This window comes from Aeromicrobium halocynthiae (assembly GCF_039531385.1).
Taxonomy (GTDB): Bacteria; Actinomycetota; Actinomycetes; order Propionibacteriales; family Nocardioidaceae; genus Aeromicrobium; species Aeromicrobium halocynthiae.
The window spans coordinates 171,484-196,701 of record NZ_BAAAPY010000002.1 but is presented as its reverse complement, the minus strand read 5'-3'; the positions used below and the strand labels follow the sequence as shown (position 1 = coordinate 196,701).

Below are 25,218 nucleotides of genomic sequence, written 5' to 3'. Positions count from 1 at the left end.
TCAGCGTGCGGCGACCTGGCCGCGGCCTCCGGAGCGGGACCGGTTGCGGCGCCGGCCGCCACTGGAGCGCTGTCCGCCACCCTGACCGTTCTGGCCACGCGGACCGCCGCCCTGGTTCTGCGGACGACCCTGGCCGCGCGAACCGCCGGAGCGGCTCTGGCCGCCACCGCCGCCGCGGCGAGGCTCGGGCATCGTGCCGCTGGTGGCCAGCGCCTCCAGCGTCAGGGGGTCGGGCATGGAGCCCTGACGGTGCTGACGCGCAGTGACGCCGGCCTTGGCCTGCAGCTGGACGACGTCGCGCAGGTCCTCGGGGGTCGTCATCGTGACGACGGTGCCGGACTCCCCGGCGCGGGCCGTGCGGCCCGAGCGGTGCGTGTACGCCTTGTGCTCCGCGGGGGCGTCGTAGTGCACGACCAGACCGACGTCGTCGACGTGGATGCCGCGCGCGGCGATGTCGGTGGCCACGATGACCGCGGCGTCGCCGGAGCTGAACCGAGCGAGGTTGCGCTCGCGCTTGCGCTGGTCGAGGTCACCGTGCAGGTCGACGGCGTCGATGCCTCCGGTCGTGAGCTGGCGCGCGAGCCGGCTCGCACCGCGACGGGTACGGGCGAAGACGATCGTGCGCGGGTTCTGCTCGAGCAGTCGCTTGGCGGTGGCGAGCTTCTCCGGACGGTCGCTGACGATGACGTGGTGCTCCATCGTGCCCTCGTCGGTGACGACCGGCGCGATCTCGTGGAGGTCGTGCTGCGGCAGGTGCCGGCGCACGAGCTTGTCGACCTCGCCGTCCAGTGTCGCCGAGAGCAGCAGACGCTGTCCGGTGGACGGCGTCTTGGCCAGCAGGGCGTCGACCGGCTTGTAGAAGCCGAGGTCGCACAGGTGGTCGGCCTCGTCGAGGACGGCGATCTCGACCTTGTCGAGCACGCAGGCGCGACGCTCCACGAGGTCGCCGAGGCGTCCGGGGGTGGCGATCAGCAGGTCGATGCCGGCCTTGAGCGCGTTGATCTGACGGTTGATGGGCATGCCGCCGAGCACGGTGCCGACCTTCAGGCCGAGGACCGCGGCGAGCGGCGCCAGGGCCCGCTCCACCTGGGTGGCGAGCTCGCGCGTGGGCACGAGGATGAGGCCGCGCGGCGACCGCGGCACGGCGCGGCCCCCGGCGAGCTGGTCGAGGACCGGGATGCCGAACGACAGCGTCTTGCCCGAGCCGGTCTTGGCCTTGCCGAGCACGTTGCGGCCGGCGAGCGCCGACGGCAGGACGGCCTGCTGGATGGGCGTGGGCTCGGTGATGCCCTCACGGGCGAGCGCCTTCACGAGCGGCTTCGGCAGGCCCAGGTCGGCGAAGCCGGAGACGGCCTGCTCGTCGCCCGCAGTGGGACGGGGACGGGACTGGTTCGGACGGGACTGGGCGGACGGCACACGGCCGTCGACGGGGTGATTCACGTGACTCTCAGACGATTGGGGGCACCGGGGCCGCTGCAGGCGCGAGACGCGCGACATCGCGAGCGGAAGTCCGGGCCGATGATCTGCACACGCGGCGCGGTGCAGCGTCGCCAGCGTACCAGTGACGGCCCCCGCGGCCCGCATCCTCGCGCGGTGCCGCGGGTCACAGGCCGCTCAGTCGGCCAGCAGGTCCGCGTACTCGGGATGCTTCTCGACGAACGACGCGACGTACGGACACTCGGCGACGATGCGGTGGCCGGCCTCTCGCTCGGCGTCGAGCGCGGCGCCGACGAGGGTCGCGGCGTAGCCCTTGCCCTCGTGTCCCGGATCGATCTTCGTGTGGGTGTAGCGGTGCACGCCGTCACCGTCGTCGACGTACTGCGCCGAGCCCACGACCTCGCCGTCGACGACGATGTCGTACTCCGGCTTGCTGGCGTCCTGCACGACCGTGACCACGGCCTCCGACTCGCTCATGTCTTCTCCTCGGGCGTTCATGTCCACCCCAACACTCGCGCACGCCCCCCGATTCCGCGAGTGGCGCACAGTGGGGATTCCGAGACGGCGTGTCGCGCCAGGTTGCGCCACTCGCGACGCGGAATCCGCCACTCGACGACTGCCTCACGCCACTCGACGGGCGGCGTCGGGCCTCCGTGAGCGCTCCGTCAGCGCTCGAGGGAGCGCCGGAACCGCTGCATGCCGGCCAGCCACCCGTCATGGTCAGCCGCCTTGCGGGCGTGCATCGTGGCGACCTCCGGGTGCGGCAGCGCGAGGAACCGCCCGGCGGAGACCGCCTCGAGGGCGACGTCGGCGACGTCGGACGGCGCGAGGGCGGCACCGGCCGTGGTGACGGCGCGCATGCCGAGCGTCGCCTCGGCGTCCTCACTCGTGCGACCGGTCTCGAGCATCTGCGTCTGCACGCCCATCGGACAGACGCAGCAGACCTGCACGCCACGGTCGCCGTACGTGGCCGCGAGCCACTCGGCGAACCCGACGGCCGCGTGCTTGGTGGCCGAGTACGTCGGCGAGCCGAGCTGGGTGAGCAGACCGGCGGCCGATGCGACGCTGACGAAGCAGCCGCCGGGCGCCTCGGGTCCGGCGGCCTCGAGCCAGCCGGGGACCAGTGCCCGGGCGGCGGCGACGTGGGCGAGGACGTTGACGTCCCACGACGTCGACCAGTCCTCGAGGGAGGCCTCCAGGCCGAAGCCCGCGAAGACCCCCGCGTTCGCGACGTAGAGGTCGACCGGGCGGGCAGCGGCGGTCAGCACGGCAGCGACGCCCTCGTCGGTGGTGACGTCGCCGGCGACGTGTCGCACCCGCTCGCCGAACTCCTGCTTCAGCGACCCCACTGTCTCGGCCAACCGGCCGGCGTCGAGGTCGGCCAGGACGACGTCGGCACCGCGCTCGAGCAGCCGGCGCGCGAAGGCTGCCCCGATCCCGCCGGCGGCCCCGGTGACGACCGCGCTCGCACCCTCGATCCTCATCGGCCCTCCTCAGCCGGCGAGAAATGCTTCTCCGACCGTGTCGTCGAGTGGCGCAGAGTGTGCGCCGAGTGGCGGATATCCGGTCGCGAGTGGCGCGAACCGGGGCGACACGCCGTCTCGAAATCCCCTGTTCGCGCCACTCGCGCAACCCCGGGGGCGGTCATCGGGCGGCGTGCTTCTTCAGCTCGGCGCGGGCCAGCGACGCCTTGTGGACCTCGTCGGGGCCGTCGGCGAAGCGCAGGGTGCGGATGCCGGCGAACATCTCCGCGAGCGGGAAGTCCTGGCTCAGGCCGCCGGCGCCGTGCACCTGGATGGCCTTGTCGAGGATCCACTCGACCGTCGCCGGGGTCGCGATCTTGATGGCCTGGATCTCCTTGTGCGCCCCGCGGTTGCCGACGGTGTCCATCAGCCAGGCGGTCTTGAGCGTCAGCAGGCGCAGCTGCTCGAGCTTGACGCGGGACTCGGCGATCCAGTCCTGCACGACGCCCTGCTGGGCGATGGGCTTGCCGAACGTCGTCCGTCCGAGGGCACGCTGGCACATCATCTCCACGGCTCGCTCGGCGATGCCGATGGAGCGCATGCAGTGGTGGATGCGGCCGGGCCCGAGCCGCGCCTGAGCGATCGCGAAGCCCTCCCCCTCGCCGCCGATCAGGTTCGATGCCGGCACGCGGACGTCGGTGAACCGCAGCTCGGCGTGGCCGCCGTGGTCACGGTCGTGGAAGCCGAGGACGTGCATGCCGCGCACGACCTCCAGGCCCGGGGTGTCGCGCGGCACGAGGATCATCGACTGCTGGCGGTGCCGCTCGGCCGACGGATCGGTCTTGCCCATGACGATGAAGACCCGGCAGTTCGGGTTCATCGCGCCGGTGATCCACCACTTGCGACCGTTGATGACGTACTCGTCGCCGTCGCGCACGATGGAGAGCTCGATGTTCGTGGCGTCCGACGACGCGACGTCCGGCTCCGTCATGGCGAACGCCGAGCGGATCTCGCCGTCGAGCAGCGGGCGCAGCCACTGCTCCTTCTGCTCGTCGGTGCCGAACATCGTCAGCACCTCCATGTTGCCGGTGTCCGGCGCGGCGCAGTTGATGGCCGACGGCGCGAGCTGGATGCTGCGACCGGTGATCTCCGCGAGCGGCGCGTACTGCAGGTTCGTCAGACCGCCCTCCTCCGGGTGACCGGCGAGGAAGAAGTTCCACAGTCCCCGCTCGCGGGCCTTCTCCTTGAGCGGTTCGAGCACGGCCGGCGGGTCCCAGCGGTCCTCGTCGTAGAGCGCCTGGATCTGCGCGTGCGCCTCTGCCTCGGCGGGGTAGACCTCGTCGTCCATGAAGGACTCGAGGCGGGCGATGAGATCGGTGGTGGTCTCGTCGAAGGCGAAGTGCATGTCAGGCACCGGCCATGACGTAGATGACCTCGGCGATGCAGACGGGCTTGTCGCCGCCCTCGCGCTCGACCACGACCTTGACGACGCCCTGCGTGCCGATCGGGATGTCGTGGGTCTCCACGAGCGTGGCCGTCGCCCGCAGCCGCGAGTCGACCGGGACCGGGCTCGGGAACCGCACCTTGTTGGCTCCGTAGTTCATGCCGAAGGCCAGTCCCTCGATCGTGTAGATCTGCTCGACGAAGACCGGCAGGAGCGACAACGTCAGGTACCCGTGCGCGATGGTGCCGCCGAAGGGGCCGTCCTTGGCGCGCTCGGGGTCGACGTGGATCCACTGGTGGTCACCGGTGGCATCGGCGAACGTGTCGATCTGCTGCTGCGTGACCGTCACCCAGTCGCTGGTGCCGAGCTCCTGCCCGGCGGCTGCCTTGAAGTCGTCGAGACTGTCGAACACACGGGCCATGGGAACCTCCGGAGGGGACTAAGCGCTTGCTTAGTTCGGAGCCTAGCCGCCACCGAGGTCATTGGCTAGGGTGAGCAGTCCAGACGTGCTCGGGGGCGCCGACCGTCCCCGCGGCACCGGAACGGATCGCACCAGGGGGACGTCCGTGGCCACCGGCACCATCGGCGACGCGCCGCCGTTCCCCCTGCCGCTCTACGCCGGGGACGCCGGCGAGGCCGACCGCTGTTCCACCGAGCTCAGGCGCCAGCACACCGCCCTCGACGCCGTGGGCGAGGGCGTCGACTCCCACGCCCGCGTCGCGGCGGGAAGCGTCGACGGCGTGCTCACGGCACCCACCGTTGAGGCCGGCAGGGTGCCTGGCCGGCGCGCAGCCCGCCTCGCCGGCGCGAGCCTGCTCGCCGCGGGAGTCACGACGGCCTTCGCCGATGCCATCCGCACCTACGACACCGAGGTCGAGCGGCTCAACCAGGTCTATCTCGAGGCCCGCGCCCGCCGTTTCGGGGTGTCGGTGCCGGCCGGCACCGCCTCGGCAGGGGCGCTCTCCGACCGTGAACGTGCCGACGAGCTCGCCGCCGCGGTCGACGCCGCCGACCGCGAGCTGCGCCGACAGCTCGGGGCCGAGGAGCGGCGGGCGCGACGACCTCGCCACGGCTGCGGACGTCGTGGCCGCGGTCGCCGCCGGGGACGTCCCGGCGGCTCGAGCGGTGCGGGAGGCCGGTCGTGCCATCGGTGGCGTGCTGGCGACGTGCGTCAACCTCTTCAACCCCTCGGTCGTCGTCCTGGGCGGCACCCTCTCCGGCGCCGGGGACCACCTCGTCGCCGGTGTCCGGGAGGTCGTCTACCAGCGCTCGCTGCCGCTGGCCACCAAGGAGCTGCGGATCGTCACGGCCGCCGGGGGCGACCGCGTCGGGCTGCTCGGTGCCGCGGCGCTCGTGCTCGACGCCGTCCTGGCGGCCGCGTCGGTCGACGCGCTCGTCGCGGCGTCATCGGTCGACGCCGCCGGCTGAGCGGCGCGGTCCGCGGACGGGACCTCAGCCCGGGAGCCGGTCGCGGAGTCGACGCGCCGCGGCCTGCGGATCGTCGGCCTCGGTGATCGCGCGCACGACGACGACCCGGCTCGCGCCCGCGTCGACGACCCGTCCCAACCGGTCGAGGTCGATGCCGCCGATCGCGAACCACGGTGTCGTCGGAGCCTGCCGCCGCACGTCGGCGACGGCCTCCAGCCCGACGGCCGCGCGGCCGGCCTTGGTCGGCGTCTCCCACACCGGTCCCACGCAGAAGTAGTCGACGTCCGGGTCGGAGTCGGCGTCGCGTGCCTGACGGCCACCCGGGCTCGATCGACCGATGACGACGTCCGGTCCCAGCAGCGCACGGCTGACGTGTGGCGGGAGGTCGTCCTGACCGGCGTGGAACACGTCGGCGGCGAGGGCCCGTGCGACGTCGGCCCGGTCGTTGACGGCGAACAGGGCTCCCTCGGTGCGGCACACGTCGCGCACCACCTCTCCGAGGCGCAGCTCCTCGAGCGTCGAGAGGCTCTTGTCGCGCAGCTGCACGACGTCGACCCCGCCGGCGATCGCCGCGCGCACGAGGTCGGCGAGGTCGCCACGACCGCGCCGGGCGTCGGTGCACAGGTACAGCCGCGCCGAGGCGAGGCGCTCGCGAGGGGTCACAGCGCGAGGTCCAGGTCGACGCGGCCGTCCGGGCTGGACGAGGCGAGGGCGTGGTCGCGGCGGGGGATGCGCCCGGCGCCCGCGGCAACGTGCCCGGCCTCGACCGCCAGCCGCATGGCGTGGGCCATCCGCTCGGGGTCGGCGGCCCGGGTCACGGCGGTGGCCAGCAGCACCGCGTCGCAGCCGAGCTCCATCGCCAGGGCGGCGTCGGAGGCGGTGCCGATGCCGGCGTCGAGCACCACCGGCACGCTCGCCCGGGCCGCGATGGCCTCGATGTTGCGCGGGTTCAGGACGCCGAGCCCCGATCCGATGGGCGCTCCCAGCGGCATCACTGCCGCACATCCCAGGTCCTCCAGCCGGCGCGCCAGGACGGGGTCGTCGTTGGTGTACGCGAGCACGACGAACCCGTCCGCGACCAGCTGCTCGGCGGCCGCGACCAGCTCGATCGGGTCGGGCAGCAGCGTCGTGTCGTCGGCGACGACCTCGAGCTTGACCCAGTCGGTGCCGCACGCCTCCCGGGCCAGCTGCGCGGTCAGCACCGCCTCGCGCGCGGTGAAGCAGCCGGCGGTGTTCGGCAGCGGGTGGATGCCGAGCCGCTCCAGCAGCGCCCACACGCCCTGTTCTCCGCCGGTCTGCACGCGCCGCATCGCGACGGTCGTGAGCTCGGTGCCGGAGGCGATGAGCGCACGCTCGAGTCCCAGCAGGCTCGGGGCACCACCGGTGCCCATGACGAGCCGCGAGCCCAGCTCGCGGTCGGCGATCCGCAGGGGTGCGGTCTCGGTCGTGGTCGTCATCGTCCTCCTCGTTCCCGTCTCGTCCTCAGGGCCTGTCCATCGGGCTCACCCACCGGGGGTCGCGCTGACGATCTCGACGACCGCTCCGTCGTCGAGGATCGTGCTGTCCCACTGCGGGCGGGGCACGACGTGCTCGTCCACCGCCACGGCCACGCCGCGCGGTCGCCCGGCGTCGTCGACCGCGGCCGGCAGCACGGCAGCGACGACGTCGGTGACCGTGGCGCCGGGCTCGAGGCTCCGGTCGACGCCGTTGACCTTGACGCCGATGGTGGTGCTGGTGCGGTGCGTGCTCATGCGCTCTCCTGGACGGTCGCAGGGCGGGTGGTCGTGAAGCGGGACGGATCCGCCGGGCGCCAGTGACCGGCCGGTTCGCGGCCGGCCCACAGGTCGTCGAACGCCTCGCTCGTGGCCGCGAGCTGGAGGATCCCGTGCCGGTGGTGACCGGCCGCGAGCACCAACCCGTCTCGCGCCGTGGGTCCGAGCAGGGGCAGGTGGTCGGGCGTCGCCGGTCGCAGGCGGGCGGTCTGCTCCACGAGTGGCGCCTCGTCGATGCCGGGGACCAGGGCCCTGGCGTCGCGCAGCAACGCGAAGACACCGCCGGCGGTGACGACGGCGTCGGAGCGTTCCTCGGTGGTGGCGCCGACGACCACCTCGCCGTCGGCACGCCCCACGACGTAGATGCGGCGGCCCTGCACGATCCCGCGGACGATCCGCTCGCCGGCCAGCCACGGCAGGTCGGTGGCGTCGAGTCGCAGGATCTGTCCCTTGACGGGACGGATCGGTGCGACGACGTCGGGGAGGTCGGTCAGCAGCGCGGGGGTGGCGGTGCCGGCTGCGACGACGACGGTCCCGGCACGGTGCTCGTGGCCGTCGTCGTCGAGCAGGCCGGCGACCCGACCCGCGGCTTCGACGGTCAGCCGCCGGAGGCCACGACGCAGCACCGTGACGCCCTCGGCGGCGAGCGCGGCCAGCAGGGCCTCGACGACGCGACGCGGGTCGACCTGGTGGTCCGACGGGCTGTGCGCGGCGGCGGCCACCCGCGGGCCGAGGAGAGGCTCGGCGCGTCGGGCTCCGGCGGCGTCGAGCATCGTGACGTCGAGGCCGTGCGAGCGCTGCAGCGCCACGACCCGGTCGAGCTCGCGGGCGTCGTCGGCGTCGAAGGCCACCTGCAGCGACCCGGTCCGGGCGAAGGCGACGTCGCGGTGGCTCGCCTGCTCGAGGTCGGCGGCGAACGTCGGCCATGCTCGCGCTGACGCGAGGTTGATCGCGAGGACGTCGTCCTCGCCGAACTCGGTCTCGCTGACCGGTGCCAGCATCCCGGCGGCGGCGTGGGTGGCGCCGGTGCCGGCGGCCGGGTCGAGCACGGTGACCGTCCGGCCGGAGCGCGCCGCCCGCCAGGCCGCGACGAGGCCGACGACCCCGAGCCCGACGACGACGACGTCGGAGCTGGTCCCCCCGGCTGCGGAGATGGCCACGATGGTGCTCCCTTCGCCGGCATGACCCGGAGCAGGTTCGACGGTCGGCGTGCTGCCCTCTCAGCCCGCGCTCGCCGCGGGCTCCCGTGCCCTCCCAGCCTACGGGGTGGGAGGCAGGTCCCGGCCCGTCGCGACCCAGTACCGGTCCTCGCCCTCGTCGTCGGTCGGCCGGCGGCGCAGGACGAGGCTGCCGAGGTAGAACTCATCGGCGACCCACCAGAAGACCTCCGACGGCACGCCCCAACGCTCGCGGATCCCTCGACGGACGGCGACGTAGGTGCCGAAGTCGCGGCTCGCCTCCGCCAGCCAGGAGGCGTCCGAGCCCCGCGCGCGCATGTCCGCCTGCTCGCCGACGAGGTAGGACGTGCGTACGTCGGTCGTGGGCGGGACGAGTCGGGGCGGTCCCGGCAGCTCGACCACCGTTCGACCGCACGCTGGCCGACTCGCCGGGTCAGCCCACGGCCCACATCACGACGGGCACGGCGGCCAGGGCCAGGCCCCCGGCGACGACGGCGACGTCGAGCCGGGTCCAGGGTGCCGGCTCGGCCCACGTTCGAGCGCGGTCGGCCACGGCGAAGCCCCGGGCGTCGAGGGCGACGGAGCGGCGGGACGCCGATCGCAGGGATGCGACCAGCAGCGCGAACGCCATCGAGGCGCCGTGCCGGATCCGCGGCAGGATGCCTCGGTCGGGGGCGACGCCGCGGGCCCGACGGGTGCGGCCGAGGTCGCGCCACGTGCCGAGCAGCTCGCTGACCTGCTGCAACGACGCCGTCACCGCCACCACCGGACGCGGCGGGAGGCGCAGGTTCTGCCCGAGGTGGTCGCCGAGTCGGGCGGGATCCATGAGCACGGCGACGAGCGAACCTGGCCAGGCGAGGACGACGATGCGCAGCCCCGCCGTCGCCGCGACCACTTCGTCTCGTCCACCCAGGCGCCACGTCGAGTACGCGACGGTGAGCCCGGCGAACAGCGCGAACCCGAGGCAGAGCAGGATGTAGCGCCAGGACGGCACCAGGGCGAGGGCGACGACCGCGTAGAGACCGACGGTGACCAGTGCGATCGTCAGGCTCCGCACCGCCAGCGACGCCGGCACCGAGGCCACGCCCACGACGAGCAGGGCGAGCGGGTTCGCCCGCGGCAGCCACCCCCTCATCGCCTCACCACCGCCGAGTGGCGCACACCCGACATCGAGTGGCGCACGGTCTCCCGCGAGTGGCGCAAACTGGGGCGACACGCCGTCTCACTTTCCCCACCGTGCGCCACTCGCGGGTCAGTGTGCGCCATTCGGGGGACCGAATCCGCCACTCGCGAGACTGTCATCACGGCCCCCCTTCTCTCGACACCGGGGCGAGGGGGAGGACGTCGTCGGCGAGGGCGACGAGGTCGGCGTCGTGGGTGGCGGTCGCGACGAGGGCGCCGGCTTCGGCCGCGGAGACCGCCCAGCCGGCGACCGCCGCCCACGTGGTGCGGTCCTGACCGACGGTCGGCTCGTCGAGCAGCACCGTGCCCGGCCGGTGCGCGAGCGCCGACGCGAGCGCGAGCCGGCGCTGCTCGCCGCCGGAGAGCCGGTACGGGTGGGAGCCGGCCAGCGCCGTCAGTCCGAGGTGGTCGAGCACCGCCTCGACGTCCACGGCACGCCCTGTCGCCGTAGCGGTCAGGGCCACCTCCTCGGCCACCGTCCGGGAGAGGATCCCGTGCTCGGGCTGCTGCGGAACCCACGCCGAGCACCTCGCGAGCGCCGCCGACGTCAGCTCGTGCCGACCTCCGGCCGTTCCCCGGGTCGGCTCCTGCAACCCCGCGAGCACGGAGACCAGTGTCGACTTGCCGGCACCGGAGGGTCCGGTGACGGCGTGCAACCGGCCCGGGGCAAGGTCGGCGTCGAGACCCTGGAGGGCCGTGGTGCGCACCGAGCCCTGCACCGAGCGCCGCACCAGGGTCACCGCGAGATCGCGCACGGCGATCGGCTCGGCCGGCTCGGCCGGGCGCACGAGGTCGTCCGGGAGGACCTGCGGCGCGGGGGCGGGCAGGCCCGGCATCCACACGCCCAGGTCGCCGAGGGCGTCGCGCCACTCCCGGACGAACGCCTGCGGGTCGGTGTCGGCGCGCACCGACCCGTCACGGCCCAGCACGACCACCCGGTCGACGACCTCGAGCCACGGCTCGATCCGGTGCTCGACCACCAGGAGGGTGGCTCCTGTGGCCTCGACGACGTCGGTCACGGCCGCGCGCACCGATGCGGCGTTGACGGCGTCGAGCATCGACGTCGGCTCGTCGAGCAGCAGGAGTCCGGGCCGCATCGCCAGGGCTCCGGCGAGCGCGAGGCGCTGCAGCTCACCGCCGGAGAGGGCGTCGGTCGGGTGCCGACGCCCCTGGGTCAGGCGGACGGCGGCGAGGCTGTCGTCGACACGCCGCCAGATCTCCTCGCGCGGCAGCCCGAGGTTCTCCGGGCCGAACGCGACGTCGCGACCCATCCGCCCGGCCACCACGGCGTCACCGGGGTTCTGGCCGACCAGACCCAGCACGCCGTCGGCGGACGCCCGACCGGTCACGTCACCGGCGAACGTCTCCCCCAGGGCGCCGACGAGCGCGTTGAGCAGCGTCGTCTTGCCGGCGCCGCTGGGCCCGGCGAGCAGCACGCGCTCGCCAGGCTCGATCGTCAGGTCGAGGTCGCGGACGACGGGCTCGCGGCGACCGATCGGGCGCCAGCCGAACCCCTCGAACCGCACCTCGACCGGTGCGACCTGCACGGCTCAGTTGCTGACGGCGTCGCGGTCGTGCGCCTCGCGTCCGGCCGGGAACGCGTCGAGCGCCCCCGTCGCGGCGAGGGACCGGACGAGCACCCAGCCGAGGGCACCGGCGACGAGTGCGCCGGAGATCGCGAACAGCACGCCGTAGACGACGCGGTACCCCACCGACCAGTCCGCGTAGTAGAAGAACGCCTCGTAGACGGCGCCGAAGACCCCCGACATCGCCCCCGCGAGGACGGCGACGGGCAGCGTCCACACCCGGTAGGCGAAGGCCAGCAGGATCAGCTCCGCGCCGAGACCCTGCACCACCCCCGAGAGCAGGACGGTGAAGCCCCACTCGGTGCCGCCGAGGACGAACATCGAAACGATGGCCGCCGTCAGCTCGGTGGCGAACGCGGCGCCGGCCTTGCGGACGACCAGTCCCCCGACGACGCCGGCGACGAGCCACGGCCCGGCGAGCAGGCCTGAGGCGGGCGGGTAGCCGACGACCGTCGCGAGGTCGATGATCCCGTAGAGCTTGCCCCACGCCCAGAACACGACGCCGAAGGCGACGCCGAGCGAGGCGATGGTGACGAGGTCGATGGTGCGGTAGGAGGTGACCGATCGTGTGCGGCCACCGGTAGGTGCAGAACTCATGATGACTCCCTTCGCCGGTGCTAACCGGAGCAGGTTCAAGGGTCTGCGGCTTCTCCGCACTCTCAGCGCCCTCTGCGGGTGGCGCTCCCCTGTCGTGTGGGGTCAGCGTAGCGAATGCGGACCGCGGTCACGTGACGCGGTTTTGAATCCGAGTTCATGTTTGGTTAGTTTGCGGGTTCACGCGGCGTGGACGACGCCGCAGACAGGAGGCGCCAGTCATGACGCGCACGTCCCAAGAGGTTCGACTCCTCAACCGCCCCATCGGGCGTCCCGACAGCTCGACGTGGGAGATCACCGAGAGCGCGATACCCCCGCTCGGTGACGGGCAAGTCCTGATCGGCGTGCAGCACGTCTCGATCGATCCTGCGATGCGCGGATGGCTCAACGACGTCCGATCGTACGTTCCTCCAGTCCAGGTAGGCGAGGTGATGCGCGCCCAAGGAGTCGGGACCGTACTGGAGTCGCGGACCGACGACCTGGGCGTCGGCGAGAGCGTGACCGGGATGTTCGGCGTCACCGACCTTGCGGTCACCGACCCCTCGACCGTGACCCGCATCGACACCTCGATCGCCGACGGGCCGACGTGGCTCGGCGCCCTGGGCATGCCGGGGATGACGGCCTACTTCGGCCTCCTCGACGTCGGCCGCCTGACGCCGGGCGACACCGTCGTCGTCTCCGCTGCAGCCGGCGCCGTCGGCAGCATGGTCGGCCAGATCGCGAAGGCGCACGGGGCGCGGACCATCGGCATCGCCGGGGGACCCGAGAAGTGCGCCTGGCTCGTCGACGAGCTCGGCTTCGACGCCGCCGTCGACTACAAGAACGAGCGCGTGCTCGCCAGCTTGCGCAAGCTCGCGCCGGAAGGTGTCGACATCTACTTCGACAACGTCGGCGGGGAGACGCTCGACGCGGCTCTCGCCAATCTCCGCCGCGGAGCGAGGGTCGTCGTCTGCGGTGCGATCTCGACGTACAACGAGACCTCCCTGCCACCCGGACCGTCCCGCTACATGTCACTGCTGGTCTTCCGGGCGTCCATGACGGGCTTCGTCGTCTTCGACTACGAGGACCGTTACGACGAGGCACAGCGAGCGATCGCGACGTGGCTGGAAGAGGGAGCGGTGTCGGCTCGCACGCACGTGGCAGAGGGCGGCGTTGCGGGCTTCCCACAGGCCCTCGACATGCTCTTCGACGGGCGCAACACGGGGAAGCTGGTCCTCGAGATCGCACGCCGACCCTATTGAATCCGAATTCATCTTCATTTAGAGTCGATGAAACCGGCATTCGGCCGCAATCGCTCGAGGAGACCCATGACCACACCGACCACACCCATCCGACCGACGACCGTCGACGAGCTCAAGGACCTCGTGGGACGTGAACTCGGCCCGACCGAGTGGCACGAGATCACCCAGGAGCGCATCCAGTGCTTTGCCGATCTGACGGGGGACCACCAGTGGATCCACGTCGACCCCGCTCGCGCAGAGGCGAGCGACTTCGGCTCCACCATCGCGCACGGCTTGTACAGCCTTTCCCTGGGCCCGGCGTTCATGGAGTCCCTCATGGCGTTCGACGGGTTCGCCCACAGCCTCAACTACGGGTACAACAAGGTGCGCTTTCCCTCACCGAACCCCGTGGGCTCGCGCATTCGCATGCGAGCGACCATCACCGCCGTGGACGAGGTCTCCGGCGGCGCCCAGGTCACGACGACGCAGACGTTCGAGCGCGAGGGCTCCGACAAGCCGATACTCGTCGCGGAGTCCGTGGGCCGCTTCTCGGAGTAAGCCGCACGCAGGAGGGGCGGTGACCGATCCGGTCACCGCCCCTCCTGCGTCCCTCAGCCCTCGGTTCGGATGGTCCTGAGGTCGATCGTCCGATACTCGGTCTGGAAGGTCAGACCGTTGGCGAAGTAGTCCGCGACCGGCCACAGCAACGGCTTGAGGTCGGTGCGCTCCAGCAGTGCGGCCTCGGCCTCGCCCCAGAGACGGCATCGCTCGTCCCCGGTGGCACCCGGCGCCTGATCGGCCAGCCGGTCGAAGTCGGGATTCCTCACGCGACCGAAGTTGTAGGCGCCGCCTTCGCCGAGGTTCGAGCTCATCTTCGTCACCAACGGGTAGGGGTGCGGGGCCGCGCTGAGGAACGGGAAGACCACCAGGTCCCACGGTTCCTGGTCCCCGTAGACGATTCCGGCGGCCTGGGCCTGCGTGCCGTTCGTGACCTCCACCTCGATACCGAGCTTGCGCAGTGCATCGGCGATGTAGTCCGGACCGGAGTTCTGCACGTCGTACCCGACGAGACGCAGGGTCAGCTGCTCACCACCTGGGCCGTATCCCGCCTCCTCGAGCGCTGCGGCTGCAGCGGCCGGGTCGTGCTTCAGCCCGATCTCGGCGTTCTCGGGGGTGTAGCAGTCCATGTTGGACGTGATCACCGTGTCGGCGGGCTCACCGACCCCGAACGACGCCGCTTGCGTGTACTCCTGGGCGTCCACGGCCAAGGCGATGGCTCGTCGCAGGTTCTCGTCCGCCAGCGGGTAGCCGTCACGCTGGTTGAACATCAGCGAGTCGGCCTGATAGGCCTTCCCCTTGATGGGCTCCGCGTCGGAGGCGAGACGATTGGCGTCACGACCGAGGATCGCGGCGATGTCGGACGCGCCCGTCTCGTAGAGGTTCGCCCGCGTGGAGTCCGCCGTGACGACCTTCATCGTGATCTTCTCCGGCAGTTCGGCCAGGTCCTCGACCGCCGGGCTGTCCCAGCGCTCGAGGACGTAGGTGTCGCCGCGGCTCATCGAGGCGATGCGGTAGGGCCCGGTCCCCTGGGGCTCGGTCGCGAGCGCCTCGACGTCGGCCAGCCCCTCGGGACAGACGATGAAGGCGTTGCGGAAGCCGTCGAGCAGGTCCGTGTGCGGGTCCTCGACCTCGACCGAGACGGTTCGGGCCTGCTCGTCCGACTCGATCGACGCCACGCCTCCGGAACCGAAGAGCCGGCCCGTGTAGATCGAACCGGTCTCGGGGTCGGCAAGTCGCTCGATGGAGGCCGCGACGTCGTCCGCCGTCAGTTCCGTGCCGTCAGCGCACGTGAGGGTCTCCTTGAGCTGGAAGTCGACGCGAGTCGGCGTCACCTCCCAGGACTCCGCCATGGCCGGGATGTACTCCCCGCTCTCGATGTCACGACGCACGAGCGTGTCGTAGATCGCCTCGTACATCTGCACGGCTCCCTGGTCGGCCGCAGTGAGCATCGGGTCGAAGGTGTCGACGTCGTTGCGCAGATCCATGGTGATCTCCGTCGGCGCCTCGCCTGCCGCGACCCCGAAGTCCCGGTCTCCGCCGCCGGCGCAAGCGGCCATCGATCCGACGAGCAGTGTGGCCACGGCGGCTCGACCGCGCGTGACGAGGGATCGGGATCCCCTGGTGGCGACTTTCGTGCGTGAGCTCATGCGTCCGAACCTTTCGGTGTCCTCCTGCGGTCCGGCGGGTCGCCGGCCTGCTTCATTGTGACGCTCATCTCACCTCTAGTCAAACATGAACTCATATTCATTTCTCCGGGCGTGAAAGCCGCCGGGCACGGCCGGCGAGCCGGAATGACGCGAGAGGGTAGCCGGCGCACGGCTCGGTTCGGGGTCGCCCAGGCGAGCCGCCCGAAGGAGCTTCTGGCGGCCGCCCTCCCGAGGACCTACTGCAGCCGCAGGGCGTTGCACCACAGACGCGTGGAGACCTCGACGAGGTCGTCGAGCGGTGCCGACTCACCCAGCACGAAGGTGTAGTAGGCCAGACGGCTCACCATCGCCGACAGGGCGCGCGAAGCGAACAACGCGTCGAGCTCGGGGTCGACGAGACCTTGGGCCTTCAACCGCTCGATGCCGCGGGCGTTGCGCGCCGAGAACTCGCCACTGCGCTTGCGACGGAGCTCCCGGAACTCAGGGTCGATGCTGGCCACCTGCTCGAGCAGCCCCATCAGCTTGGCGTTGCGCTGGTAGGCCTCGAAGTACGCCCGGTTGCTGGCCTCGATGACCGCGCGTGGATCGTCCAGGTTGTCGATCCTCGCCATCCCCGGGTGCATCATGTCCTCCTTGGCAGCCTCCAGCACCGCCCGGAAGATCTCCTCCTTGCTGTCGAAGTACGTGTAGAAGGACCCGGTCGAGCACTGGGCCTGCGCCGTGATGTCGGTCAGCCGCGCGTCGAGGTAGCCGTCACGCTCGAAGATGAACCGAGCGGCGTGCACCAGGTTCGCTCTCGTTCGAGCCCCTCGTGTCGTGGCCGGGGGCTGACGCACCGTCTCGCCGGCTGCCGCGACGACCGAGCCGGTTCCGCGTGAGCGCTGACGTCCCCTGCTCACGATCGACGGTCTCCTTCGGCTCGATGTCCTTCCGCAGTATAGGCAGTTCGCGTCCTCATGTCCTGGCGGCGCGACCCGGCGGCCTCGGCGCTCACCACCCGCCCGCTCGCGCTTCCTCGTCCGCACGACGCAACAGGCCGTCCACCACGGCGGCATCGACGCGACCCGTGGTCGCGGTGTTCCGGGGCTCGTCGAGCGAGCGGCGCAGGACGCCCTCGGCGATGATCGCGATCTTCCACAACCCCAGGACGTGCCAGAAGTCGACACCGTCGACATCACGCCCGCTGCTGTCGGCGTAGACCTGCACCAGGTCGTCCCGACTCGGGAACCCTGGAAGAGTCGGTCCTGCGAAGCCGGGGACGACGCTGTCGTCCGCCTGCGGCCAGTAGGCGAGCAAACCTCCCAGGTCGGCGAGAGGATCACCGAGGGTGGACAGCTCCCAGTCGAGGACCGCGCGGACGGCGCCGTCACCGATGGAGGTGATCACGTTCATCAGGTGGAAGTCACCGTGCACCAGGGTGACGTCGACCTGCTCGGGGATCCGCGCCGACAACCGTGTCGCGAGGTCGTCGACCAGAGGCAGGTCACGGGTCCGGGAGTCCTCCCACTGGCGGTGCCAGCGCCGCAGCTGCCGCTCGGCGTACGGTCGCCGGCTCGCCAGGTCGGAGAGGCCGGTGGCGTCGAGGTCGACAGCATGCACGGCACCGAGCGTGCGCGCGAGCGAGTGCCCGATGGCGGATCGTCGCTGCGGGTCGATCGCCTCCACCGAGGTCATCGAGTCCACCACGACGCCGGCGACGTGCTCCATCAGCATGATCGGTGCATCAGTGATCGTCGGATCGGTGCACAGTGCGTGAGGCAGCGGGATCGGGACGCCCGTGCCGACGAGGGCTGCCATGATGCGGTGCTCACGCGCGACGTCGTGCGCCGACGCCAGCAGGGAGCCGAGCGGGGGGCGCCGCAGGACCCATCGGCGTCCGTCGGCGTCCTCCACGAGGAAGGTGAGGTTCGACTGACCTGCGCCGACACGCGTGAACGTGATCGGGGCGCGAGCCCCGATGTCGAGGCCGGCGACCCACCCACCGATCGTCTCGGTGTCGATGAGCGAGCTCATGCTCATCCGCCGGTGGACGGCGCCAGCAGCTGGCCCCCGTCGATGACCAGGGTCTCGCCGGTGATCCAGGAGGCACCGTCCCCGGCGAGGAAGCCGACCGCCGCTCCCACGTCGGCCGGCTCGCCGATGCGTCCGAGCGGCGTCACCGAGGCCACCTGCTCCTCGTGCTCCTTCCACAGGGCTTCCGCCAGCCGCGTCCGGACGACGCCGGGCGCGATCGCATTGACCCGGACGCGGGGTGCGAGCTCGAGCGCGAGCTGCTTGGTGACGTGGATGAGCCCCGCCTTGGAGACGTGGTAGACCCCCAGGTCGGGTCCGGCGGCCAAGCCACCGACGGAGGCCGTGTTGATGACCGTGCCGCCGTGTTCCTGCATCCAGGCCCGCCACACCAACCCTGTCCAGAGGACGGGCGCCCAGAGGTTGACGTCCATCGTCTTGGCGAAGCGACTGTGGTCCTGATCCACCACCGGGCCGAACGCCGGGTTCGTGCCCGCGTTGTTGACGAGGATGTCGATGCTGCCGAAGTGGTCGAGTGTCGTGTCGACACACGCCTGCGCCGCGCTCTCGTCGACGCTGTGTGCGGCCACGCCCAGTGCTGTCCCCCCGATGCTTGCCGCCGCGGCATCGGCTGCTTCCTGGTGGCGCGACGTGAGGACGACGTTGGCGCCGAGATCGGCGAGGCTCGCAGCAGCGGCGAGGCCGATGCCCCGGGACGCGCCGGTGATGATGGCCGTTCGGCCGGTCAGGTCGTAGGTCTTCATGATGTCCTCTCGTGAACGACTGGAAGGGTTGTCAGACGGCGGACCGGCGGACGTGGGTGCCGTGGGAGCGCACCGACCCACGGTCGATCTGGCGTTTGAGGATCTTGCCCGTCGCGCCCTTGGGCAGCTCCTCGACGAGCTGGTAGACCCGGGGCACCTTGTAGGCGGAGAGACGCTCCGAGGCCCACTCCCGAACCTCCGCGGCGCTGAGCTCGACTCCGGGGTGCGGCGCGACGACGGCGGCGACCTCCTCGCCCAGGTGGTCGTCGGGCAACCCGATGACGGCGACCTCCCTGATGGACGGGTGCGCGTAGAGCACCTCCTCCACCTCCCGCGGGTAGACGTTGTACCCCCCGCGGATCACGAGGTCCTTCTTGCGATCCACGATCCAGAGATATCCGTCCTCGTCCCTGCGGCCCAAGTCGCCGGACAAGAACCAGTCGCCGCGCATCACCTCGGCGGTGGCCTCGGGGCGACCCCAGTACCCCTTCATGACCACCGGGCCCCGGATGGCGACCTCACCGACAACTCCTGGCGGCAGTTCTTCACCAGACGGATCCACGACCGTGACGGAGAGTCCCGTGAGGGGTGGCCCGACACTTCCCTCCCGGCGCTCCCCCGCCGGCGCGTTGAAGGTCGCAGCTCCCGTCGTCTCGCTGAGTCCGTACCCGTCGAGGACCATGCACCCGAACCGGTCGTCGAACGCCTTCGCGACCGACAACGGCAAGGCCGCACCCCCGGAGGTCGCGAGGCGCAGGTCCGACACGTCCTCGCGGGTGACCTCCACGTCGGCGTGGAGCATGGCGTTCCACATCGTGGGGACTCCCGAGAGGATGGTCAGCCGATGGTCCGCGGCCATCTGCAGCAGCCTCGCTCCGTCGAAGGGACGCAACAAGGACAGGCTCGCGCCGACGTGGAAGGCCGCGCCCATGACGCAGACCTGGCCGAAGACGTGGAAGAGCGGGAGGGCGGTACCGATGCGGTCTGCCGACGACGAGTGAATGGTCGCCTGGACCGCCTCGGCGCAGGCCACGAGGTTCCCGTGGGTGAGCTGAGCACCCTTGGGCCGCCCCGTCGTACCGGAGGTGTACAGAAGCACGGCGTCGTCGTCGCGGGCGGGTGCCACGCGACGGGCGATCCCGCTGGTCAGCTCCAGCTCACCCGGCTCGAGGACCCAGAGGGGCACGTCGAGACTCTCGGCGGCCGCTCGCGCCGCCCTGGCGTCCTCGTGCCAGGCCACCACGAGCGAGCATCCGGCGTCGGAGACGAAGTACTCGATCTCGGAGGTCGTCGACATGGCGTTCACCGTCACGGCCACCGCCCCGGCGCACAACAGGCCGTGGTAGGCGATCACGAACTCCGGCCCCGTCGGCGCCACGAGGAGGACGCGGTCGCCGGGCACCACCCCGGCTTCCTCGAGGCGCGCGGCGTACTCGACGACTTGGTCCCGGAGCGCGGCATAGGTCCACGCACGGTCTTCGAAGCGCAGGGCCACGTGGTCGGGGGTGTGCTCGGCATGATGGAAGATCCGGTCCACGGCGTTGTTCATCGGGTTCCTCTCGGGACTGGGGTGGGGGCCTCGACACTGTCGGCTGGTGGGGTGACGGGCGCGGCGCGTTCGGCCTCCTCCGACAGGGGCGGGACCGACGCGTGCTCGCGCCTCGATCGCCACCGGTTGCCGCCCATGGTCGGCACGGCCGCGAGCAGCGTCCGGGTGTACTCGTGCTGCGGCGAGCCGAAGACGACGTCGGAGGAGCCCTCCTCGACGATCTCGCCGTGACGCATGACGTAGAGGTGGTCGGTCAGGTACCGCACCACCGAGAGGTCGTGGGAGATGTAGAGCATGGAGATGTCGAGATCGCGCTGCAGCTCACGCAGCAGGTTCAGGATGCGCGCCTGGACGGAGACGTCGAGTGACGCGGTGACCTCGTCGAGGATGAGCATGGTCGCCTCCGTCGCGAGGGCGCGCGCGATGGACACACGCTGGAGCTGCCCACCCGACAGCTGGTGCGGGTAACGAATCATCGCTGCCCTCGGCACGCCCGTGCGGTCCAGAAGCTCTGTTGCCCTGCGGACGCAGTGGGCCGAGCCGATCCGCTCGCCGGACGCCACGCTGACCGCCTCCTGGACCGCCATGGCGATCTCCATGCGGGGATTCAGTGATGCGTAGGGGTCCTGGAACACAAGCTGCGCCGTTCGACGGAGCTCACGCAAGGTCCGCCCCCGCGGGTTGGTCACGTCCTTGCCGTCGAGGGTGACCGTCCCGCTCGTCACCGGAGTGAGTCCGATCGCGGCTCGTGCGATCGTCGACTTCCCGGATCCGGACTCCCCGACCAAGCCGACCGTCGTGCCGGACGCGACGGTCAAGTCGACGTGGCGGACGGCCGTGAAGGGCGGCGGTCCCGGATAGGTGACGTCGATGGCCTTGAGCTCAAGCACGGGCCGGCTCCTCCAGGTCGAATTCGGTATCGGCGATCGTCTCGAGCGCCTTCGTGCGGTCGGTCGCGAGGTCGGGGACGGCACGCATCAGAGCCTGCGTGTACGGGTGGTCGGGCCCCGCGAGCAGCTTCGAGGTGGTCAGGTCCTCCACGATCCGACCGCGGAACATCACGATGATCCGGTCGCAGACCTCGGAGAGGAGCGAGATGTTGTGGGAGATGAGCAGCACGGCGCTGCCGCTGCGGTCGTTCAGGTCGCACAGCAGCTGCATCACTTGCGCCTGGACGGTGACGTCGAGTGCCGTCGTCGGTTCGTCCGCCACGATGAGGCTGGGCTCGCTCATCAGGCCCATTGCGATCATGACGCGCTGGCGCATGCCTCCGGAGAGCTCGTGCGGGTACTGCCAGAGGCGCTTCTCCGGCTCGGTGATGTAGACGTCCTCCAGGCTCCGGACGGCGAGCTCCCTCGCCGCCGACTTCGACAACCCGCGGTGCTCACGCACCGCCTCCACCATCTGCTTGCCGATCTTGCGTGCGGGATTCAACGAGGACATCGGGTCCTGGAAGACCATCGCCATCTGCGTCCCGAGCAGTCTGCGCAGCTCTCGGTCCGAGCCGCCGATCAGGTCGTGGCCGTCGAACTCCAGGGTCGTCGCATCGAGGCTGAGGCCGTGCGGCAGCAGGCGGGCGATCCCGAGCGAGGTCAGGGTCTTGCCACTGCCTGACTCCCCGACGATGCCGACGATCTCTCCTCGACGCACCGTGAAGTCGACACCACGGACGGGCGGCGGGTCGTCGCGCCCGCTCGTGCTGATCGTCAGGTCCTCAACGCGGAGGATCACGTCGTTCATGGCCGGTTCCCTTCGGTCTCGACGGCGGCCCCGGGGCCCATGACGTCCTTGCCGACGAGCGGGCGGCGCCCGCCCAGGCGTCCGGCGAACAGGGACGGCCGCTCGCTCCACAACACCGGGTTGACCGCCCGGGCCAGGGCGTCTCCGAAGAGTCCGACGGCGAGCCCTGTCACGAGGATCAAGGCCGCCGGGACGAGTGCGGCGTAGGGGTTGAGGTAGAAGTTCCGGACGCCGTCGGTGAGCATCTGGCCCCAGTCGAAGGTGGGTGACTGCACGCCGAGCCCGAGAAAGCTGAGGGCTGACATGGCCATGATTCCCTCGGCGATCGCCGTGAAGGTCACGATCGCCATGCTGTCGGCCACGTTGCGTCCGACGTAGCGACGAGAGATGCCGGACCGACCCACTCCGATCACCTTCGCGGCGGCCATGTAGTCCCTGACCATGACCGAGTCCACGAGGCTGTAGGTGAACCTCGCGAAGTTCGGGGTGAAGGCCACTGCGATCGCGAGGATCGCCCCCTGGGACCCGACACCCACGATGGCGATGACGACCACGGCCAGCAAGATGTCCCCGAAGCCCATCATCGTGTCGATCACGCCTCCGCCGATGCGGCGGACGCGTGGGCCTGCCGCTGCGAGCAGGCCGCCGATCAGCGCACCGGCGACCATGGCTATCAGCACGGCGAGCGTCGCGTAGAGGATGGAGGTCCGAGTCGCTGCGAGCGTCCGGGTGAGGATGTCGCGACCCAAGGCGTCGGTGCCGGCGACGAAGTCCTCCGACGGACCCTCGCTGGCTCGACCCAGGTCGCTCACCACCGCCGCACTGCCGAACCCGTTGGGCCCCATGACGACGAGGACCGCGAGGGCCGCGAGCACGAGGCCGGAGAGGATGCCGGTCGGGGAGGAGAGGAACGCTCGCACCATCTGGCGGGTGGTGCCTCGACGCCGCTGATCGCCTCGGACGTCGGTGCCGTCGTGATCGGGGTGCACGTCGGTCATCGGCCTGCCTCCATGGTTCTCGGGTCGACGACGCCCAGCAGGATGTCGACGAGAGCGTTGACGAGGACGACCGAGAACCCGAGCAGGAGGACGATGCCCTGCACCACGGGGTAGTCACCGAGCAGCACACCGTTGACCAGTGCCGTGCCGAGGCCGGGTCGGGCGAAGACCTGCTCGACGATGACGGCTCCCCCGATGAGGCTCGCGAACAGCACCCCACCCATGGCGAGCATGGTCGTGATCGCATTGGGAAAGACGTGCCAGCCGTACAGCTTCCACGCGGGCAACCTCTTGCTGCGCGCGGTCCGCACGTAGGGGGTCTCCAGGACCTCCAGCGTGCGAACCCGCACGAGCCTGGCGATCGCCGCGGCCGGGCGCACGGCGATGGCCACAGCCGGCAAGATGGCGGCACTGATGGCACCCGCGCCGGCGACCGGGAAGATCTGCCAGGTCACCGCGAACAGGAACGCCAAGAAGGTCGCCACGAGGTACTGGGGAATGGCTGCCATCGCCCCGGTCCCGCTGCTGAAGAGCACCTCGAAGGTCCGGCCGCCCTTGCGGGTGCTCACCGCCCCGAGCAGGCCGAGAGGTATGCCGACGAGCAGGATCAGCACCATGCCGATGAGCGCGAGCTCCATCGTGGGTCCGATCTTCTGGGCGATCTCCGCCGTGACCGGCTGCCGGGTCGCGAAGGAGGTCCCGAGATCGCCGCGGAACAGACCCCCCACGTAGGAGACGAACTGCGCCGGGAGCGACCGGTCGAGGCCGAGGTTCTGACGAGCGACCTCCACGGCGTTGTCGTCGGCGTCCATCCCCGCCACCAGCCGGGCCGGGTCACCGGGGGCCAGGTGGACCATGAGAAAGGTGAGGACCGTGATCGCCGTCAACACGTACGCCAGTCGGGCCAGCCGAGCGCGCAAGAACATTCGCCACTTCATGGATTCGGTTCCTCCCGAGCGCTTCTACTCGCCCGTCGTCCGGATGGATCGGAGGTCGACCGTCCGGTACTCGGCTTCAAACTCCAGCCCGTCGCCGTAGTAGGAGGCGATCGACCACATGAGGGGGACGAGATCCACCCGCTCCAGCAGCGACGCCTCGGCAGCGCTCCAGAGCTCGCACCGCTCGTCGCCGGTCGCTCCCGGAGCACGACTGGTGAGATCGTCGTACTCGTCGTTGCGCACGCGCCCGAAGTTGTAGGAGCCACCCTCGCCCAGGTTCGAGCTCATCTTGGTGACGAGGGGGTAGGGGTTCGGGGCGGCGGAGATCAACGGGAAGACGAAGATGTCCCACGGCTCCGACTCGCCGTAGATGATGCCGGCCGCCTGGGCGAGCGTGCCGTTGCGCACCTCGACCTCGATCCCGAGCTGACGCAGCGTGTCGGCAACGTAGTCCGGTCCGGAGTTCTGGTTGTCGTAGCCCACCAGTCGCAGCCTCAGGGTCTCGCCCCCGGGCCCGTAGCCCGCGTCCTCCAATGCCGCTCGCGCCGCATCCATGTCGAACTGCGGCTTCAGTGCCCCGTTGTCGGCGTCGTAGCAGTCGAGGTTCGGGGTGTACGCGGTGTCGATCGGTTCGCCCACACCGAAGGAGGCGGCGTTCGTGTAGGCCTCGGAGTCGAGGGCGTGAGCGATTGCGCGGCGGACGTTCTCGTCCTCGGCGGCGAAGCCCGGCCGCTGGTTGAACACCAGCGCGTCGGACTGCGCGGCCTCACCACGGATCGGTGTGCCGCCGCTCTCCTCGAGGCGACGGGCGTCCCGGCCGACCACGGAGACGAGGTCTGCCTGGCCGGTCTCGAAGAGGTTCGCGCGGGTCGCGTCTGCGGTGACGACGCGCATGGTGATCCGCTCAGGCAGGTCGGTCAGGTCCTCGACGGCAGGGGAGTCCCAGCGTTCGAGCGTGTAGGAGGTCCCCCGGTTGCTCTCGACAAGTCGGTAGGGCCCCGATCCCTGGGGCTCGGTGGCGAGCGCCTCGGTGTCGGCCAAGCCTGCGGGGCACACGATGAACGCACTGCGCATCCCGTCGAGGAGGTCCGAGTGCGGGTCGTTGACCTCGACGGAGAGGGTGTCGGCCTCATCATCGGCCACGATCTCGCTCACGCCGCCTGCACCGAAGACGCGACCCGTGTAGACCGAACCGGTGTCCGGGTCGGCGAGCCGCTCGATCGAGGCGGCGATGTCGCTCGGCTGCAAGGGGGTGCCATCGCTGCACGTGAGGTCCGCCTTGAGCTGGAAGTCGATCCTGTCGATCGAGACGTCCCAGCTGTCGGCCATCCCCGACGTGTACTCGCCGGTCGACAGGTCCCGACGGACGAGAGTGTCGTAGATGGCCTCGTACATCTGCGTCGCGCCGTTCTCTGCCGCCGTGAGCATGGGGTCGAAGGTATCGACGTCGTTGCGAACGACCATGGTGAGCTCCGGGGGGGCCTCCCCGACCGCCACGCCATAGTCGCCGGCTCCGCCACCGTCCCCACAGGCTGCCAGCACCGAGCCGGCGAGTGCGACGGCGGCTGTCGCGCCGAGAACTCTTCTCACGCCGCCAGCGGCGTGATGCGTCGACCTCGTGGCCTTGCCCGATCGCAGCTTCATCTGCTCACCCTTCGTCCTCGATGGACTCGATTCGTCCTGGCCTCATTCTGCGTGGCCCAGATCA

At 71.0% G+C, this 25,218-nt stretch carries 26 protein-coding genes and 1 riboswitch; of the genes, 3 read left to right on the top strand and 23 right to left on the bottom strand.

Going from position 1 to position 25,218, the window contains the following annotated elements:
* The 5 genes from ABD213_RS04980 to ABD213_RS04960 form a co-directional block, all read right to left on the bottom strand.
* Window positions 1–1,440: a DEAD/DEAH box helicase gene (locus ABD213_RS04980; protein WP_344325247.1), complete on the bottom strand. Its 1,440-nt coding sequence runs from the start codon at window positions 1,438–1,440 to the stop codon at window positions 1–3.
* A 174-nt stretch (window positions 1,441–1,614) separates the two neighbouring features.
* Complete coding sequence (locus ABD213_RS04975; RefSeq protein ID WP_344325244.1) at window positions 1,615–1,914, bottom strand: GNAT family N-acetyltransferase; 300 nt, start codon at window positions 1,912–1,914, stop codon at window positions 1,615–1,617.
* Between the two features lie 188 nt (window positions 1,915–2,102).
* Window positions 2,103–2,921 carry an SDR family oxidoreductase gene (locus ABD213_RS04970; RefSeq protein ID WP_344325241.1) on the bottom strand — a complete coding sequence of 273 codons (819 nt, stop codon included), beginning with the start codon at window positions 2,919–2,921 and terminating at the stop codon, window positions 2,103–2,105.
* A gap of 160 nt (window positions 2,922–3,081) precedes the next feature.
* Complete coding sequence (locus ABD213_RS04965) at window positions 3,082–4,305, bottom strand: acyl-CoA dehydrogenase family protein (RefSeq protein WP_344325572.1); 1,224 nt, start codon at window positions 4,303–4,305, stop codon at window positions 3,082–3,084.
* 1 nt (window position 4,306) lies between these two features.
* Complete coding sequence (locus tag ABD213_RS04960) at window positions 4,307–4,765, bottom strand: MaoC family dehydratase (RefSeq protein ID WP_344325238.1); 459 nt, start codon at window positions 4,763–4,765, stop codon at window positions 4,307–4,309.
* A 548-nt stretch (window positions 4,766–5,313) separates the two neighbouring features.
* On the opposite strand from ABD213_RS04960, the gene ABD213_RS04955 reads away from it, so the two are divergent.
* On the top strand, window positions 5,314–5,772 hold the full coding sequence (locus ABD213_RS04955; RefSeq protein WP_344325235.1) for an ROK family protein: 459 nt from the start codon (window positions 5,314–5,316) through the stop codon (window positions 5,770–5,772).
* Between the two features lie 24 nt (window positions 5,773–5,796).
* Here ABD213_RS04955 and thiE read toward each other — a convergent pair whose 3' ends face one another.
* From thiE to ABD213_RS04915, 8 genes are all read right to left on the bottom strand, one after another.
* Window positions 5,797–6,435, bottom strand: coding sequence for a thiamine phosphate synthase (thiE, locus tag ABD213_RS04950; protein WP_344325232.1), 639 nt, complete (start codon window positions 6,433–6,435; stop codon window positions 5,797–5,799).
* Window positions 6,432–7,229: a thiazole synthase gene (locus ABD213_RS04945; protein WP_344325229.1), complete on the bottom strand. Its 798-nt coding sequence runs from the start codon at window positions 7,227–7,229 to the stop codon at window positions 6,432–6,434. The genes thiE and ABD213_RS04945 overlap by 4 nt, the downstream gene beginning before the upstream one ends.
* Before the next feature lie 45 nt (window positions 7,230–7,274).
* Window positions 7,275–7,523, bottom strand: a complete 249-nt coding sequence (thiS, locus tag ABD213_RS04940; RefSeq protein WP_344325226.1) for a sulfur carrier protein ThiS — start codon at window positions 7,521–7,523, stop codon at window positions 7,275–7,277.
* The gene (gene thiO / locus ABD213_RS04935) at window positions 7,520–8,704 is read right to left on the bottom strand and encodes a glycine oxidase ThiO (RefSeq protein WP_344325223.1); all 1,185 of its coding nucleotides are present in this window, start codon (window positions 8,702–8,704) and stop codon (window positions 7,520–7,522) included. The genes thiS and thiO overlap by 4 nt, the downstream gene beginning before the upstream one ends.
* Window positions 8,705–8,803: 99 nt before the next feature.
* Entirely contained in the window at window positions 8,804–9,124 is a 321-nt protein-coding gene (locus tag ABD213_RS04930) for a hypothetical protein (RefSeq protein ID WP_344325220.1), read from the bottom strand.
* 31 nt (window positions 9,125–9,155) lie between these two features.
* Window positions 9,156–9,857, bottom strand: coding sequence for an energy-coupling factor transporter transmembrane component T family protein (locus ABD213_RS04925; protein WP_344325217.1), 702 nt, complete (start codon window positions 9,855–9,857; stop codon window positions 9,156–9,158).
* Between the two features lie 166 nt (window positions 9,858–10,023).
* Entirely contained in the window at window positions 10,024–11,451 is a 1,428-nt protein-coding gene (locus ABD213_RS04920; protein WP_344325213.1) for an ABC transporter ATP-binding protein, read from the bottom strand.
* Between the two features lie 3 nt (window positions 11,452–11,454).
* Window positions 11,455–12,087 (bottom strand): ECF transporter S component, encoded by a 633-nt coding sequence (locus tag ABD213_RS04915; RefSeq protein WP_344325210.1) that lies wholly within the window; start codon window positions 12,085–12,087, stop codon window positions 11,455–11,457.
* Window positions 12,077–12,188: riboswitch (TPP riboswitch) on the bottom strand. Its footprint overlaps the gene before it by 11 nt.
* 117 nt (window positions 12,189–12,305) lie before the next feature.
* On the opposite strand from ABD213_RS04915, the gene ABD213_RS04910 reads away from it, so the two are divergent.
* Window positions 12,306–13,325, top strand: a complete 1,020-nt coding sequence (locus ABD213_RS04910; RefSeq protein WP_344325207.1) for an NADP-dependent oxidoreductase — start codon at window positions 12,306–12,308, stop codon at window positions 13,323–13,325.
* Window positions 13,326–13,391: 66 nt separating this feature from the next.
* Entirely contained in the window at window positions 13,392–13,862 is a 471-nt protein-coding gene (locus ABD213_RS04905; RefSeq protein WP_344325204.1) for a MaoC family dehydratase, read from the top strand.
* A gap of 53 nt (window positions 13,863–13,915) precedes the next feature.
* On the opposite strand, the gene ABD213_RS04900 is transcribed toward ABD213_RS04905, so the two are convergent.
* From ABD213_RS04900 to ABD213_RS04855, 10 genes are all read right to left on the bottom strand, one after another.
* Entirely contained in the window at window positions 13,916–15,511 is a 1,596-nt protein-coding gene (locus tag ABD213_RS04900; RefSeq protein ID WP_344325201.1) for an ABC transporter substrate-binding protein, read from the bottom strand.
* A 236-nt stretch (window positions 15,512–15,747) separates the two neighbouring features.
* The gene (locus ABD213_RS04895; RefSeq protein ID WP_344325198.1) at window positions 15,748–16,410 is read right to left on the bottom strand and encodes a TetR/AcrR family transcriptional regulator; all 663 of its coding nucleotides are present in this window, start codon (window positions 16,408–16,410) and stop codon (window positions 15,748–15,750) included.
* A 91-nt stretch (window positions 16,411–16,501) separates the two neighbouring features.
* Window positions 16,502–17,524 carry a phosphotransferase family protein gene (locus ABD213_RS04890; protein ID WP_344325195.1) on the bottom strand — a complete coding sequence of 341 codons (1,023 nt, stop codon included), beginning with the start codon at window positions 17,522–17,524 and terminating at the stop codon, window positions 16,502–16,504.
* 2 nt (window positions 17,525–17,526) lie between these two features.
* Entirely contained in the window at window positions 17,527–18,285 is a 759-nt protein-coding gene (locus ABD213_RS04885) for an SDR family oxidoreductase (RefSeq protein WP_344325192.1), read from the bottom strand.
* Window positions 18,286–18,316: 31 nt separating this feature from the next.
* Entirely contained in the window at window positions 18,317–19,834 is a 1,518-nt protein-coding gene (locus ABD213_RS04880; RefSeq protein WP_344325189.1) for a long-chain-fatty-acid--CoA ligase, read from the bottom strand.
* Window positions 19,831–20,724: an ABC transporter ATP-binding protein gene (locus tag ABD213_RS04875; protein WP_344325186.1), complete on the bottom strand. Its 894-nt coding sequence runs from the start codon at window positions 20,722–20,724 to the stop codon at window positions 19,831–19,833. The genes ABD213_RS04880 and ABD213_RS04875 overlap by 4 nt, the downstream gene beginning before the upstream one ends.
* The gene (locus ABD213_RS04870) at window positions 20,717–21,574 is read right to left on the bottom strand and encodes an ABC transporter ATP-binding protein (protein ID WP_344325183.1); all 858 of its coding nucleotides are present in this window, start codon (window positions 21,572–21,574) and stop codon (window positions 20,717–20,719) included. The genes ABD213_RS04875 and ABD213_RS04870 overlap by 8 nt, the downstream gene beginning before the upstream one ends.
* Complete coding sequence (locus ABD213_RS04865) at window positions 21,571–22,572, bottom strand: ABC transporter permease (protein WP_344325180.1); 1,002 nt, start codon at window positions 22,570–22,572, stop codon at window positions 21,571–21,573. Before ABD213_RS04865 ends, ABD213_RS04870 begins: the two co-directional genes overlap by 4 nt.
* Window positions 22,569–23,510: an ABC transporter permease gene (locus ABD213_RS04860; RefSeq protein WP_344325177.1), complete on the bottom strand. Its 942-nt coding sequence runs from the start codon at window positions 23,508–23,510 to the stop codon at window positions 22,569–22,571. The genes ABD213_RS04865 and ABD213_RS04860 overlap by 4 nt, the downstream gene beginning before the upstream one ends.
* Before the next feature lie 24 nt (window positions 23,511–23,534).
* Window positions 23,535–24,974: an ABC transporter substrate-binding protein gene (locus ABD213_RS04855; RefSeq protein ID WP_344325174.1), complete on the bottom strand. Its 1,440-nt coding sequence runs from the start codon at window positions 24,972–24,974 to the stop codon at window positions 23,535–23,537.
* Window positions 24,975–25,218 lie beyond the last annotated feature (244 nt).

Excerpts from the sequence above, each read along its gene's own strand:
- ABD213_RS04975 (WP_344325244.1), bottom strand. The coding sequence starts at position 1,914 with ATGAGCGAGTCGGAGGCCGTGGTCACGGTCGTGCAGGACGCCAGCAAG.
- ABD213_RS04970 (WP_344325241.1), bottom strand. The coding sequence starts at position 2,921 with ATGAGGATCGAGGGTGCGAGCGCGGTCGTCACCGGGGCCGCCGGCGGG.
- ABD213_RS04965 (WP_344325572.1), bottom strand. The coding sequence starts at position 4,305 with ATGCACTTCGCCTTCGACGAGACCACCACCGATCTCATCGCCCGCCTC.
- ABD213_RS04960 (WP_344325238.1), bottom strand. The coding sequence starts at position 4,765 with ATGGCCCGTGTGTTCGACAGTCTCGACGACTTCAAGGCAGCCGCCGGG.
- ABD213_RS04945 (WP_344325229.1), bottom strand. The coding sequence starts at position 7,229 with ATGACGACCACGACCGAGACCGCACCCCTGCGGATCGCCGACCGCGAG.
- thiS (WP_344325226.1), bottom strand. The coding sequence starts at position 7,523 with ATGAGCACGCACCGCACCAGCACCACCATCGGCGTCAAGGTCAACGGC.
- ABD213_RS04925 (WP_344325217.1), bottom strand. The coding sequence starts at position 9,857 with ATGAGGGGGTGGCTGCCGCGGGCGAACCCGCTCGCCCTGCTCGTCGTG.
- ABD213_RS04915 (WP_344325210.1), bottom strand. The coding sequence starts at position 12,087 with ATGAGTTCTGCACCTACCGGTGGCCGCACACGATCGGTCACCTCCTAC.
- ABD213_RS04910 (WP_344325207.1), top strand. The coding sequence starts at position 12,306 with ATGACGCGCACGTCCCAAGAGGTTCGACTCCTCAACCGCCCCATCGGG.
- ABD213_RS04905 (WP_344325204.1), top strand. The coding sequence starts at position 13,392 with ATGACCACACCGACCACACCCATCCGACCGACGACCGTCGACGAGCTC.
- ABD213_RS04900 (WP_344325201.1), bottom strand. The coding sequence starts at position 15,511 with ATGAGCTCACGCACGAAAGTCGCCACCAGGGGATCCCGATCCCTCGTC.
- ABD213_RS04890 (WP_344325195.1), bottom strand. The coding sequence starts at position 17,524 with ATGAGCTCGCTCATCGACACCGAGACGATCGGTGGGTGGGTCGCCGGC.
- ABD213_RS04885 (WP_344325192.1), bottom strand. The coding sequence starts at position 18,285 with ATGAAGACCTACGACCTGACCGGCCGAACGGCCATCATCACCGGCGCG.
- ABD213_RS04880 (WP_344325189.1), bottom strand. The coding sequence starts at position 19,834 with ATGAACAACGCCGTGGACCGGATCTTCCATCATGCCGAGCACACCCCC.
- ABD213_RS04870 (WP_344325183.1), bottom strand. The coding sequence starts at position 21,574 with ATGAACGACGTGATCCTCCGCGTTGAGGACCTGACGATCAGCACGAGC.
- ABD213_RS04865 (WP_344325180.1), bottom strand. The coding sequence starts at position 22,572 with ATGACCGACGTGCACCCCGATCACGACGGCACCGACGTCCGAGGCGAT.
- ABD213_RS04860 (WP_344325177.1), bottom strand. The coding sequence starts at position 23,510 with ATGAAGTGGCGAATGTTCTTGCGCGCTCGGCTGGCCCGACTGGCGTAC.
- ABD213_RS04855 (WP_344325174.1), bottom strand. The coding sequence starts at position 24,974 with ATGGTCGTTCGCAACGACGTCGATACCTTCGACCCCATGCTCACGGCG.